The organism is Anaplasma marginale str. Florida (genome assembly GCF_000215485.1).
Taxonomy (GTDB): Bacteria; Pseudomonadota; Alphaproteobacteria; order Rickettsiales; family Anaplasmataceae; genus Anaplasma; species Anaplasma marginale.
Window position 1 is genome coordinate 1 of record NZ_AFMS01000010.1, and the last position, 13,703, is coordinate 13,703.

A 13,703-nucleotide genomic window follows, 5' to 3' on the forward strand; every position below is an offset into this window, starting at 1 on the left:
CCCCCCGAAAGCATTTACTGCCCGCGCTCGCCATTGACAAGGCAACGCCGCTCTGGGGCGGATTTCAGGTACTGGTAGCCCTGCCCGCTGGTACGGGTGCTGAGAAATTTTTATTTCTCAGTTGCTAAGACCTTTAGAATTTGGTACAAGGGGCCCACGCATGTGTCACATGTGCCTTACGCGGGGTGGAGCAGTTGGTTAGCTCGGCAGGCTCATAACCTGCAGGTCGATGGTTCGAGTCCGTCCCCCGCAACCTTCCGCAGCCAGCAGCATTGGTGTCATGTAAGTGTGCGTGCGGTTGTAGGTTGGCTATAGGTTATAGTAGGGTCCGGCAAAGCGTCACAGCACGGATCTCACGTGCACCTGTATCTGCAAGCGCGCTCGCACATGCCGCAATGGTGGCCCCTGTGGTTATTACGTCGTCTATCAGTACTATGACCTTCCCGCGCACCTTATCCGTGTCGGCAACCGTGAAGGACGCACAAACATTTTTCCTTCTAGCAGTTGCAGCCAAACCGTGCTGAGGCGGAGTATCTTTTGACTTTTTGAGTAATAGAACTTCCGTAGGAATCTTGCGCAACTTGCCTACAGCCTGGGCCAGCAGGGCCGCCTGGTTGTATTTTCTGTGCATTAAACGTACCCTATGCATAGGCACCGGCACTAAAATATCCGCACCTTCCAGCACCGCTTTGCCCCTTTCGCACATCCAACGCGCGTATGCTCTAACATGGAACAGGTCGTCACCAAATTTGAGCCGTAGCACCATGTTTTTACTGCATTCGTCGTACACAAACACGGAGTTGATGGCCGATATATGCGTGGGCCTAGCTGCGCACCCAGCACATGTATTGGTATGTCGCTGTGCCACGGCCCCGCACACAACGCAGAAGTCCTCCCATAGGAACCTAATTGCCCGCGTGCAGGCGTCACACACAACCTTCCCGCGCGGGATTATTGTGCGACAATTCGCGCATATGTCGGGGAACAGCGCATCGCAAATCTTGCTAACTACGGCTCTGAGCAACAGCAAAAAACCTGTTAATGAACCTGTGATATATCTCCGCAAGTGTTAGCACATCTGCAACTGACACGCATTCATCTACTTTGTGGGCAGTACCGCTGGGCAAGCCGAGCTCGGCTACTGGGCAAAAGCTACTAATGATGCATGCATCGGACGTCCCTCCATCCGTAATCAGCCTTGCATCCAGCCCGGTTACCTCCTTTACAACCTCACACAAAGTTGCTGTGTAGCAAGAGGGTTGACTGATAGATGCACCGCCAAAGCACCTATGGGAGAGCGTGTAGTTGCTTGTCACTGAGGCGCATATTGCGTCCATGTCCCGGTATAGAGATTCCGCGGTATGGAGGTCATTAAACCTTATGTTAAACGCCGCAGTGGCGGACGACGGGATTAAATTCTCCACATCATTGCCAACGTCAATACTTGTTATCTCGCAATGCGAGGGAGGAAAGTGGTCGGTACCACTATCCAGGGTGGTGTCTTTGATCTTACGCAAGATACAAAGCACATCGTCTATGGGGTTATGCGCCAGCTCCGGATATGCGACATGCCCCTGTACGCCACGACACGACAGCTCAAAATTTAAGGAACCCCTGCGCCCTATGGATATGCAATCTCCCAAACGCTTACGGCTACTGGGCTCTCCCAACACGCAGTAGTCCGGGCAAATCCCGTTCTTTGTCATCCAATCTAAAACAGATTTGGTTCCATACTCCCGCCAGCGCCCCTCCTCATCACCTGTAATAAGAAAGCTAAGGCACCCAGGCACCGAATCCAGCCGGGCAACCGCAGAAATGTACGCGCAAATCGCAGCCTTCATGTCGGATGCACCACGGCCGTATAGCATACCGTCTTTCACCTGCGGGGAGAATGGATCAGTACGCCAGGTGCCCCCAGGCGGCACCACATCAGTGTGGCCAGCGAAACACAGATTGGGATGGCCGTTTCCGTATTGCGCGTATAGGTTTTTCACCTCTACATCGCCATTTCCGAAGGACAGAATTTCGCACCTGAACCCTAAATCCGACAACAGCTCTGCCAGGAACGGTATGGCACCGCTTCTATCCGGCGTAACACTAGGGTAAGACATGAGCCTGCAGGCCAGCGACACTGGGTCATCCAGGCGCACATCAGACATACCTTGAACTTCCACGCGCACACCCACAAAAAAGACAAAGGTTAGCATATCTCAAAGGACTTGGTATTGCAATACCGCACGTACCCATTCATGAGTCGCGTACGTAGTGACGCGAACGGCTGCTCAAATTTCTGGTAGTGGCGTTGCTTGCATATTGTGTACGTGCCACCAGAATTATGGACAAAGCCGGCGCGTTTTACTGAACTCGCTCTCCATACTATTCTTCTATGTGTCCGTAATCCTCCGCCCTGAGGGCATCTTGCAACGATGCAATCGCATCTGTGCTGAACCCGCTGATGCTCAACGCCACACCACCCAGTTGCAAGCCAGTTTCATACGTTTCCGGAATCAAATAGTGGGCACCGAGCTTTCTGTAGGCTTCCGCGTTCGTCAAATCAGGTATGCGTACCGCCACTATCGTGTCACGGAAGTTGTTTGCTACCAGGGATATTATTTTTTTGGTCGTCACACTGTTGTTGATTGCAATAATCACTGCCTTGGCACGCGCAATTCCCATAGATGTCAAGGTCTCAAGCCTTGTTAGATCACCCAAATACACGGGGAATCCCTCTTTCCTCCCCTCAGTGACCACAACTGGTTGAATATCGGACGCAATGTAGTTCACATGTTCTGCAGTGAGCACTTTTGCAACTATCCGGCCCACCCTGCCGAACCCGACAACAATCACGTGTTGATCAAGGTCTCTAGTATCAAGCACCAACTCTTGTGACGAGAAAGCAATCTTATTCTTAGTGAGCAACCCGGCTATCCAATGCCCCAACGCCGCCAGCAGAGGTGTAAACGCCATGGTGACTGTTGTCGTCATCATGAGTATCTGCGCCAAGCCGTGTGACATAACGCCCTTTTCCGCCGCCAGACCAAACAAGATGAAGGCGAACTCTCCTCCCTGGCACAGTAGCAACCCAGCATGCACACCCACAGCGAGCTGGAATCTGAAAAACCTGCACAACGCGCAAACTACAATTGCTTTTAGCAAGATAAGTGCGATAGATAGCGCAAGGATGATGGGCAGTTTACTGATTAACAGCCCACCATCTATAGACATTCCCACCACCATGAAGAACAGCCCCATGAGCAGTTTTTTGAACGGCAGTACCACCTGCTCTACATCGTATCTGTACTCAGTTTCTGCAACGAGGAGCCCAGACACGAACGCCCCGAGTGCCATGGAAAGATTGAAATTTTCTGTAACAAACGCGGCTCCTAACACCACCAAAAGCGTGGTCGCAATGAACGCCTCGTTGCTTTTCATCGTTGCTATGGTACCGAACAGCGGGCGCAATAGTAGCCTTCCTGATATAAAAATCAGCGCAAGTGCCGCCACGGCCTTGAGCAGCGCATGCATTAGCGACATCACCAAGCTATTGGACTCCCCAGCCAGAAGCGGAAGTAACACTATAAGGGGCACAACTGCGAAGTCTTGCAGCAGCAAGATAGCAACGGACAGCCGGCCTATCTGGGTTGACTGCTGCCCCTTTTCTTGCAGCACCTGCAGCACAATTGCAGTGGAGGACAACGCCAGGGCTCCACCTATGACTACGGAGCTCTCATAATCCACACCAAGGGCTCTGGCAACGCACCAGATAAGGGTTGCAGTAACGATAACCTGCATCGTACCGAACCCAAATACATGCAGCCTCATGGCCGCAAGCCTTTCAAACGTTAGCTCAATACCGATGAGAAACAACAAGAAAACTACGCCGAACTCACCCAAGCTGCTTATTATTGCGGATGACTCCACAAGCTGCAGCCCATGCGGTCCGATTGCAGCACCGGCGACAAAGTACCCCAGTACCGGACTGATGCGCAGCTTGCCGAACACCACAACCACAACCACGGCCGCAGAGAGCAACAAGATAACATCCAACAGGTAGCTGGCGTGACTCATATCGCAACCATACTCAACCGGAGCGCCATTTTATTGAGCAACCGATACTAGGTACCTGGTCACCCGGTACTTTGCCAGTTTCCGCTACAAACCGCACCGCCTCGAAAAGCTCACTCCTATCATCGGGGCAAAGCCCCCAGTCCTTGTTAGGGTCATCAAACCTGCCCCTGTAGCACAACTGCAGCTCCCTATTGAAACAAAAAAAGTCAGGCGTGCAAACCGCACCGTAGCTCTTTGCAACGGACTGACCTTCGTCTATAACGTACGGGAATGGAAAGGCGAGGCTTTGCGCCAACGCCGCCATTTTGTCGTAAGAATCCTCCGGGTATGCGTCCGTATCATTAGGCATTATAGCGACTGCTCCCACGCCACAATCCGCCATCAGCAACTTCACCTCGCGCACGAGGTGTTTTATCAAGGCCTTCACGTAGGGACAGTGATTGCATATAAACATTACCAGAAGGGCACTGCTACCACGGAAGTTATCCAGGCCATAATAGCCCCCGTCTGTGGCTTTGAGCCGAAAATCACGCGCGGTAAACCCCGCGTCAAGCGTAGGAGTAACTACTGCAGCCACCTAGCACCTACCAAAGAGCACTTAACAACCGGATTCTAAGCTGCATGCCGATGAAAAGTCAACAGTTTCGTCTATGGCAACTAAAATGCGGCTGAAAGCAGCCCTTGGCTGCAAAATTCAAACCACCTCAAACGTCCCCAGTGGCCTTTGCGCCGCAACCGTCCAGAGCAGCCAGCCACAGCGCATTCCCCGCTGCGTTGTGCCCAGCATCTAGGCCTTACTTGCCGTTACATAAATGGTCGCACTACAACCATCACCACTATTGCAACCATGAGTGCAGTGACAGTTTCATTGAGTATTCTAAAGTAGAGCGGAGAATGCCTGCATGCATTCCGACGCAGGTCCCTACCGTACTTAGCCAACAGAGCGTGAATGGTAAGCATGGCAAGAATAAGCAAGAACTTAATTTTGAACCAAAGAAAAACGTAATATCCCTCCGCAACCGCCAACGATATACCCGTTGCTAAGGTTGCCAGCATTGCTGGGTTCATGATGTACAACAATAACCGGCGCTCCATCAGGGACAGCAGGGAGTCCCCCTCCGATCCGTAACGCACTTTTGAGTGGTATACATACAACCTGGGTAGATACAACATGCCCACCATCCAGGAAATCGCTGCAATTATATGAAATGCCTCAACCCAGCGGTGATAAGCACAAATCCACGTGAGCACAGCCTTATTAATAGTTTAATAACTAAGGCATTGTAGCACGCCCTGCCGTTTATGCAATACAGCGCGCCCCGACGGAACACGATGTTTTGCCCGGCGCACATTTCATCGAGCTGGCAGCTGACAAAACAAACTACACTTTGCGGTAGCAAACCTCGTGCGCCGCACTGACTATATCGCTGACCTGAGGGAGTGCGGAGGCTTCCAGGTTAGCGGCATACGGCAATGGCACCTCCTTGCCCGCAACCCGCAGCACCGGAGCGTCAAGGTCATCAAACGCGAACTCAGTCACAAATGCGGCAATTTCAGCGCCTACGCCGGAGAATGGCCATCCCTCCTCTACGGTTACCAATCTGTTGGTCTTTCGTACTGACTGTAAAATAGTTTCGCGGTCCAGGGGGCGTATGGTGCGCAAATCTATAACTTCCGCACTTATTCCATCATTCATCAACGCATCAGCCGCCTCTAGCGCGTACTGCAACTGCAATGAAAATGCCAGGACCGTCAGATCTGATCCTTCACGCACCACTGCAGCTTTTCCTATTTCTACCAGATAGTCGGCGCTTTGCTCTTCTTCTGAAATGTCATGCTGGTGCCCATATGCAATCTCATTTTCCAAGAATATTACAGGATTGGGGTCCCTAATTGCGGCTTTTAACATGCCTTTGCAGTCAGCAGCAAAGTACGGGGCGACCACCTTAATGCCGGGAATATGTGCGTACCACGACGCGTAGCACTGCGAATGTTGAGCCGCCACTCCCGCAGCAGCACCGTTAGGACCACGGAACACAATAGGGCAACCCAACTGCCCACCAGACATGTAATTCGTCTTGGCTGCTGAATTCACTATCTGGTCCATGGCTTGCATGGAAAAGTTGAAGCTCATAAACTCCACAATCGGCTTTAAACCGCAAAATGCGGCCCCTACCGCGATGCCAGTAAACGCGTGCTCGCTTATGGGTGTATCAACAACTCTGCTAGGGCCGAACCGCTCCAGCAGCCCCTGGCTGACCTTGTACGCACCCTGGTACTCTCCGACTTCCTCCCCAATCAAGAGCACGTTAGGATCACGCTCCATTTCTTCTTCCATGGCCTGACGTAACGCTTCTCTCACTGTGATTAGTGCCATACGCTCCCAGAGGTGTATTTCCGGCCTCATCTTATTTTAAAAGAGGGAGCAGCGCAAACAGATTCGATGAACGGCTGCTTTGAAACGGTGTTGCCTACCTGGTTGCACCGAGCGCGACTGGCACCGCTGGTGCCACGGACGGCTCTTGCAACGTGTCTTGCTGTCTGTTACGCAGTAGATACTCCACAGTTAGCGAGCACAGCAGTATCAGAATCAGCGTGCATGGCAGGCCCGATGCCACTGCGATGTCGCAACTCGCCAAGTGTGTTACGCATCGACTCCTAATTACACCCACGTATATAGCAGCAATCAATATCGCAGCGAGCGCGGATACCATGAAGATTTTACAGGACGTGCTAGCCAGCAATGCTAGGAGCACATCACGCACAGGAGGGCACGTGGGCGCATTTCGGCCTTCCATGCTTGGGCGTATTTCCAGTGTTTGTGGCGCCCGGGCAGGCACACCAAAATGCCCTGCGCCGCTACCATCCATTCTCAGCTGCTGTTCTACCCATTGTGTGTACGCCTCCGATTCCGGCGCACATGCTGCACGTGTGTCGGGGGCTGTTGGATCTCCCGCTGCACTATCCTGACTGTCTGGACGCTCAGATGGCTCGTCACGGTTTGGGGTTAACGCACTGATAATACGTCTGACTATAGCTGCTATCCTTGCCAATATGCCATCTTGGCTCTCAGCGGCTTCCTGCTGACAAACCGCGGGCGGCGCAAGTTCGGTTGCTTGCATTGGCTGCGTGCCACCACCGCTCGTGTGGCCAGGTATGTTGCCCATTCCGAACTGCGCAGTTGGCAGAACAAAGCGCGGAGCATTTTGCCGGATTTGTTGTGGTGCACTCTCCTGTGCTAAATCCGTGACGCTGCGGCTTTTTTCAGTCAGAGTTACTGCCGACGACAATGCAGGCTCTGAGCACATTCTACTTAGTGACATGCTGCGCCCAACACGCACATGATGGATAGATGCTGCGTGGCCGTCTTGCACATCCCATGGCTGAGACGCAAAAACTGTCATATACTCCTCCGCAACGGCAAGTGCGCAATCGGCTGCACTGGCATTTGGCACGTGCTCGTGTTCTTGATTGACTGGAGCAACAACACTCGCTGCGGCAATTTGCGGAATCACGCGCGCCTTTTCCCTGACGAACATCACGCACTCCACGAGCGTGTTGAGTTCCGCACCTGTGCTGCGTACTACCGGCAAAAAGCTTCCTAAAGTGCACATTAGTGAGGACTGCCCTGTTGCGTTGCTGAATATGAGTTGTAGCTCCTCCTCAACTTGCTTGGTGGCAGTTAGTGCCAGAGGCCGCTCCCCTAATGTGGATTCCAGCAGCGCCCACCTGGACGTACCGGAATGCTGCGATTGGGCGTTAGAGTCTTGTTTTACCTGGAAGTTTACTGCTAACACTATTGTAAACCTCTTGCTGCAGAGCCGTCTGCATGAAGACATTAAATTGATAAATTTGGCCAGATGCTCGACTGACGGTTCAGAGTTTGGGTCATTTTTCACCACAGAGAGCGACAAACACCCACTGGTGGCATCGGACCTCTGGCCATACAGCCCCAGTTTGGCGAAATGTGACGAAAGCTCGGCATCTATTTGGATGCCATTATCAACTGCAATGTGGTAGGGGAATACATCAGGTAGTTCCTGCACGTACAAAAGATCTCCACGTATTCTGTGTAGCGCCATATCGTAGGCACGAGTTACTTTTTCGGTAATAGGAAATGCGCAACTATTGAGGTCTGGTGCATTTTTCCCGTAAACAAAAATGTACCCCATAAGTGCAGGATTCTTCGCACACTCGCGTGATTTGGACTGTGATGTGTAGTAAGTAAGTGCGCATATAGCCCCCAAATTGTATGGGGTGCGTGATACAAATTGCTGCATTTGGAGGTCGAATGCAGCCTGTTGATGCTCGTCGCCACCGGCATTAGCGGCCAGCAAGTAGCGGTACAGCTGCAATACTTGGCTTGCTTGCAACATCGTACGTAGCGCCTGCACATTGCCGCGTACAAATTTTAGATGCTCTGCCGTCAGCAGGCTGTCGGGAATTTCTGCGCGCAGCACGATTGTTAGTATCCCGGATGGTTTTTGTAATGAAAGAGCCAAAATTTCGTGCAGTATGGCGTTACCAGGAATGAAAAAGGACGTGCAATGATGGGTTACCTTGTGCGAAACGTAATGGTCAAGATCGCGCACTGTACAGGTATCTGTCTGGGTGCAAAGCTTCAATGCAATACCAAGCTTCCTATTGACATCCTCTGGACTATCGCTTGCTGTTACTTTGCAGAGCGTGTGGGATGCGAGCACAGACAGAATGTACATATTGCAGAAGTTGCACAGCACATAGGCGGCACGGCAGAAGAACTGATGCAAATCTTCCTCCTGAGCTGCCGTCACGGCAAAGGTCATCACTCCCCGTGCATTCCCACAAACATCTGTAAAAGAACCTGTGGTGACGCGCACAGGTGGAATAATCAGCCGTTGCGTGTGCTCACCTGTTTGACTGTTAGTTCCCCGACGTAGCGGCGTAAAAGCCTCCTGCGCCTGCGGCGACGATAGAAGCTCCAATATGGATGATACGACCGATATGCGGTTTACTGCATTGAGCTTGACCACTGCCGACGCATTTTGGGGCCCAGCATCTGACATAGCAATTTGGTCGCGGTCCAATGTAGGATTGGTAGATCCTTGCACCGAAGCTGCAGCACTAGGGTTCCCAGCAAAATTGGAATCGTCATCGCGGCGAAACCACGACGACTTCGCGTTGAACTTGTACATATCTACTTTAGGAATCTTATAAGGAGCCTCTAGTAGAGGCCACTGACGGGACCATACAACACATTCTGTGCTTTGTAAACCGAGATATGCAGGCACTTCTGGGTAATCCGCGTCCGTGGCGGAGCTCATAATATGAGCACATACCGTGCACGTTCCAACAATATCCGCATTGCGTCTACTCGTATTGCGTGGCTCAGCACCACTCTAGACTTCCCACTGATTGTTCTCAAAGTTGGTGGCGTGGCAAACTCCCAATCCGTGGGTAGGGGCAACCGTTACACATCCAGCACACCTACACAGTATTGTGCGGATGGCTTTACTGGTTGCTGTGGCCGAGGACCACTCCGAACTATTCCACTGCATGCGGATTGTTAGTGCCAGTGCAGGTGGGTAGTGGCACACCGCTAGTACCGGTTGCGCACAACAAGATGCCAACCACCCGAGATGCGTAAGCAATTAATCATGGAGCAAGCGTGCCCGAAAGAAGACTCGAACTTCCACGACCGTAAGGCCACTAGCACCTGAAGCTAGCGCGTCTACCAATTCCGCCATTCGGACTTTGTACCGTCGGAAGTCACCTGCCAAAGAGGCCGCGCACCCCCGAATTAAGTTGATTATTCAAGACCACAAAGTATATTGTTACAGTTTATACAGACAAAAGCGCAAGAATGGAAGTTTTCGATGCAGAGAGGGTGTTCTTTGCTCAAGTAGACAGGGAAAAGCTAGGTGGCCTCGTTAGAGATGCGCTGCACCGCTCCGATGGGGGGGAGCTGTTCCTGGAATTTTGCAATGCAGAGTCTCTCAGCATAGAAAATGGCGTAGTGAAGAATGCTGATTTTACCTTCCGCAGGGGTTTTGGCCTTCGTGCATTCCACGGAGAAAGTACCACTATTGTGTGCTCTTCCGAAATAAACGAGCGCGAAATACAGAAAGCCGCCTCCCTAGTCAAAAATGCGGGCGGCAAGGAAGGAACGCATGTAGTAAGTTTGTGCGAGCCTGGTGCGCCACTGTACCCTCAGACAAACCCTGTGAGTGAAGTACCATTCGCAGATAAGATAGGCGTCCTACAAAGCATCGATGCATACCTGCGTGGCGCAAATCCGCATGTGGCTCAGGTCAAAGTGGCAATTAGCACCCAATGGCAGGTGGTGCGTATTGTGAGAAAAGATGGCAGCGAAGTTGGCGATGTAAGGCCATTGGTCAGGCTTGATGTATACGTACTTCTAGAAAAAGGCGGGAGAAAAGAACACGGTAGGTCGGGCCACGGAGGCAGAGCTTTATGCTCGGAATTTGTGAGTGAGGCGCAGTGGAAGAAAGTCGCAGATGAGGCTCTGCGCCAATCTATGGTAAACATGGAGGCAGTGGCCGCTCCCGCGGGGGAAATAACCGTGGTGCTTGGGCCGGGATTTCCCGGAGTGTTACTACACGAAGCTGTGGGTCATGGTTTGGAGAGTGATTTTAATCGTAAGAAGATCTCCGCCTTTTCTGACGCTATGGGAACCAAAGTAGCCGCAGAAGGCATCACGGTTGTTGATAATGGAGCAATGGCAGGCCGCAGAGGGTCTCTTAACATAGATGATGAAGGTACCGCATCTCGTTACAACGTGCTAATAGAGAACGGGGTTCTGGTCTCATACATGCATGACAACATGAACTCCAAGCTTATGGGCGCATCCTCCACCGGCAATGGTAGAAGGGAAAGCTACAAAAGCGTTGTAATGCCGCGTATGACAAACACGTACATGCTGCCCGGTGACTACGCTCCTAACGAGATAGTCTCAAGCGTGAAACGTGGCATATATGCCGCTGATTTTGGTGGCGGACAAGTTGACATTACCTCAGGCCAGTTTGTGTTTTCGGCTTCGGAAAGCTACATGATTGAAGATGGTAAAATGGGGCGTCCGCTAAAGGGCGCCACACTCATCGGGAGTGGGCCTGACATCCTCAAAAAAGTGTCTATGGTTGGTAACGATTTGTCGCTAGATACCGGCACTGGCACGTGCTCCAAAAACGGCCAAAGTGTACCAGTATGCGTTGGCCAGCCCACGTTGAAGATTGACGCAATCACAGTTGGTGGCACAGACATGTAGCTGGTGCCCGATGCTTGCCATTTTAGGAGGCTGGCCCATAGTGGGCGGATGGCTTGTTGCGCTGTGCACTGCCCGTGTACCTACTAACGTGCTAATGTGTGTTGATCAACCATTACTCCCCGCGCTCGGCCTGCGGTGCCTGCACCATATACAACTGTCCACAGGCCCCCAACCGGGCACTGTCTGCTTTTTGTGCGCGTAGCCATATAGCCACACGACCAACACAGTGGCATAATTCCTTGGGTGACAACGGCGCATGTGCTACCACGTGTGCACCGGAGAATCTGCGTGCTGTCGCATAGCAGACATCATATCTCCCACACTGAAGTCGGCCACAATCGTGAACTTGGCGCTAAAGTTGCAGCCCAGTGCAGTAGGCCTCGCAGCGGAGGTTGCCTCAGCGCAGCCGGGCCTAGGAAGCGGCGCGTATTACTTGTTCACTCTGAAATGTATCACGTCCCCATCCTGCACTATGTAGTCCCTTCCCTCAAACCTTATCTTTCCTGCTTCTCTGCATCCAGACTCGCCGCCATACTGCACATAATCCTGGAAACTCGTGGTTTCTGCCTTGATAAATCCCTTTTCAAAGTCAGTATGTATAACCCCAGCGGCCTTGTCGGCCTTGGTATTCCGCTTAATTGGCCATGCCCGGGCCTCTTTCGGCCCTACAGTGAAGAAGGTTATCAAATCTAGCAGTGCGTACATATTGCGGACCGCAACATCTATGCCCGATTCCTCCATGCCAATCTCTGCCAGAAAAGTTCTTCTTTCATCTTCGTCATCAATGCTAAGAACGTCAGTCTCCAGCTTTGCCGAGAGATAACAGCATTTACTGCCCCTGGCCTCAGCCATTTTACTCACCAAAGCCGAGAGAGCGTTGCCTCCCACCACGTTTGTATCCTCGACGTTACATACGTACATCACAGGTTTGCTCGAGAGAAGTTGCAGCTGCTTTAGCTCTTCCGGATCCACACTGCCAATAGCGCTCCTTGCGGGCTGCCCGCTTTCAAGCGTTTTGAGAATTTCCTCCAATACAACAAGCCTGCTCTTGTCTTCCTTGCCGGATTTGACTGCCTTTTCCAAATTCGGTAGGCGGCGTTTGATGCTGTCTATATCGGCCATGATCAGCTCCATTTCCACTACTTCCGCATCACCAATAGGATCAACAACTTGGTGTACATGGCTGACGTCACCGTCCTCAAAACAGCGCAGCACGTGCATTATTGCATCTACCTCTCTTATGTGGCCGAGAAATTTGTTTCCCAGCCCTTCGCCGCTGCTCGCACCCTTAACCAACCCAGCAATGTCCACAAACTCCACCTGGCTGAACACAACATTTTGGGAGCCGGCAATGGATGCCAGCGTTTTGAGCCTCGCATCGCGCACTACGGACATGCCCTTGTTGGGTTCAATCGTGCAAAACGGGTAATTGGCCATCTCCGCCGCCATAGTTTTGGTGAGCGCATTGAACAGAGTAGACTTGCCCACGTTGGGTAACCCTACTATTCCGCAATTTAACCCCATAACGAACTTATAATTGTCTCAATAGCAGGGGCATTCTAACACCGAATCAAAATTTGAGGTACTACATTTACTCTCTTCCACCTCGCCCTCGTGGGCCTTATGTAGCCGACCATGAGCTCAAAATTACCCTAACGGGCTCCAGAGCGGAGATTGCACGCATTGTAAGCAGATTTGCCAATACTAACCACGGGGATTTTCACTGCCCGGGTTGGGTGCCGCCGCGGTGACTTTGCGGCACAGTACCACAGCGTGCGCAGCGATGCCCTCGCCCCGTCCGATAAACCCAAGCTTTTCTGTAGTCACTGCTTTTATGTTGATTGCTGAGGCATCTATGCTCAACAGCTTGGACATAAACAACTTCATCTTGGGAACATGCGGGATAATTTTGGGGAGCTCACATACAATAGTAAGATCAAAATTCAGCACGGCATAACCTTTGGCAAGGGCCTTATTCTGTGCTTCTAGCAAAAAGTGTGTGGAACTCATATTTTCCCATCGGGGGTCTGTGTTAGGAAAATGCTCACCTATGCTTCCCTCTCCCACACAGCCTAGCAAGGCATCCACCAACGCGTGTGTGCCTACATCGCCGTCTGAGTGCGCCTTTATTTTCCTATGGAATGCTATTTCCACCCCGCACAGGACAATATGGCCGTTTTCAGGTGGAGAGGCAGCAAACCCATGCACATCATAACCTATGCCCACCCTGAAAGGCACCGCCCGTACCGCAGTAATCAAAGACGGCAGTCTACAGCAGTAATGGACAATATGCAATGCGTCTGTAGGCGGTATACCGGGGGTAGAGGCCTATCAGCAATGACCGTGGGCAAGGACTATGCACAATGTGTTT

Annotated in this window: 10 protein-coding genes and 2 tRNA genes; 2 read left to right on the forward strand and 10 right to left on the reverse strand. The window is 51.9% G+C overall.

What is annotated here, in order from left to right; genetic code table 11:
• Positions 1 to 179 precede the first annotated feature (179 nt).
• Positions 180 to 253, forward strand: a tRNA-Met gene (locus GAC_RS00325).
• Positions 254 to 316: 63 nt separating this feature from the next.
• Here GAC_RS00325 and GAC_RS00330 read toward each other — a convergent pair.
• The 8 genes from GAC_RS00330 to GAC_RS00365 form a co-directional block, all read right to left on the reverse strand.
• Positions 317 to 1,030, reverse strand: coding sequence for a ComF family protein (locus GAC_RS00330; protein WP_010271122.1), 714 nt, complete (start codon positions 1,028 to 1,030; stop codon positions 317 to 319).
• Positions 1,005 to 2,159, reverse strand: a complete 1,155-nt coding sequence (gene dapE, locus GAC_RS00335; protein ID WP_181005433.1) for a succinyl-diaminopimelate desuccinylase — start codon at positions 2,157 to 2,159, stop codon at positions 1,005 to 1,007. The genes GAC_RS00330 and dapE overlap by 26 nt, the downstream gene beginning before the upstream one ends.
• A gap of 217 nt (positions 2,160 to 2,376) precedes the next feature.
• Positions 2,377 to 4,068, reverse strand: a complete 1,692-nt coding sequence (locus GAC_RS00340; protein ID WP_010266675.1) for a cation:proton antiporter domain-containing protein — start codon at positions 4,066 to 4,068, stop codon at positions 2,377 to 2,379.
• Positions 4,069 to 4,081: 13 nt separating this feature from the next.
• On the reverse strand, positions 4,082 to 4,645 hold the full coding sequence (locus tag GAC_RS00345) for a thioredoxin family protein (protein ID WP_010266681.1): 564 nt from the start codon (positions 4,643 to 4,645) through the stop codon (positions 4,082 to 4,084).
• 227 nt (positions 4,646 to 4,872) lie between these two features.
• Positions 4,873 to 5,319: a protoporphyrinogen oxidase HemJ gene (gene hemJ / locus GAC_RS00350; RefSeq protein WP_011114693.1), complete on the reverse strand. Its 447-nt coding sequence runs from the start codon at positions 5,317 to 5,319 to the stop codon at positions 4,873 to 4,875.
• Positions 5,320 to 5,449: 130 nt separating this feature from the next.
• Positions 5,450 to 6,475 (reverse strand): pyruvate dehydrogenase complex E1 component subunit beta, encoded by a 1,026-nt coding sequence (locus GAC_RS00355; protein ID WP_012659159.1) that lies wholly within the window; start codon positions 6,473 to 6,475, stop codon positions 5,450 to 5,452.
• Positions 6,476 to 6,539: 64 nt separating this feature from the next.
• The gene (locus GAC_RS00360) at positions 6,540 to 9,371 is read right to left on the reverse strand and encodes a hypothetical protein (protein ID WP_012659160.1); all 2,832 of its coding nucleotides are present in this window, start codon (positions 9,369 to 9,371) and stop codon (positions 6,540 to 6,542) included.
• A 345-nt stretch (positions 9,372 to 9,716) separates the two neighbouring features.
• Positions 9,717 to 9,800, reverse strand: a tRNA-Leu gene (locus tag GAC_RS00365).
• Between the two features lie 110 nt (positions 9,801 to 9,910).
• Here GAC_RS00365 and GAC_RS00370 point away from each other — a divergent pair.
• Entirely contained in the window at positions 9,911 to 11,332 is a 1,422-nt protein-coding gene (locus GAC_RS00370; RefSeq protein WP_010269123.1) for a metallopeptidase TldD-related protein, read from the forward strand.
• 429 nt (positions 11,333 to 11,761) lie between these two features.
• Here the strand turns inward: GAC_RS00370 and ychF are convergent, their stop codons facing one another.
• The gene (ychF, locus tag GAC_RS00375; RefSeq protein WP_010266702.1) at positions 11,762 to 12,856 is read right to left on the reverse strand and encodes a redox-regulated ATPase YchF; all 1,095 of its coding nucleotides are present in this window, start codon (positions 12,854 to 12,856) and stop codon (positions 11,762 to 11,764) included.
• Between the two features lie 180 nt (positions 12,857 to 13,036).
• The gene (gene ispF, locus GAC_RS00380) at positions 13,037 to 13,570 is read right to left on the reverse strand and encodes a 2-C-methyl-D-erythritol 2,4-cyclodiphosphate synthase (protein WP_010269126.1); all 534 of its coding nucleotides are present in this window, start codon (positions 13,568 to 13,570) and stop codon (positions 13,037 to 13,039) included.
• Between the last annotated feature and the right edge of the window lie 133 nt (positions 13,571 to 13,703).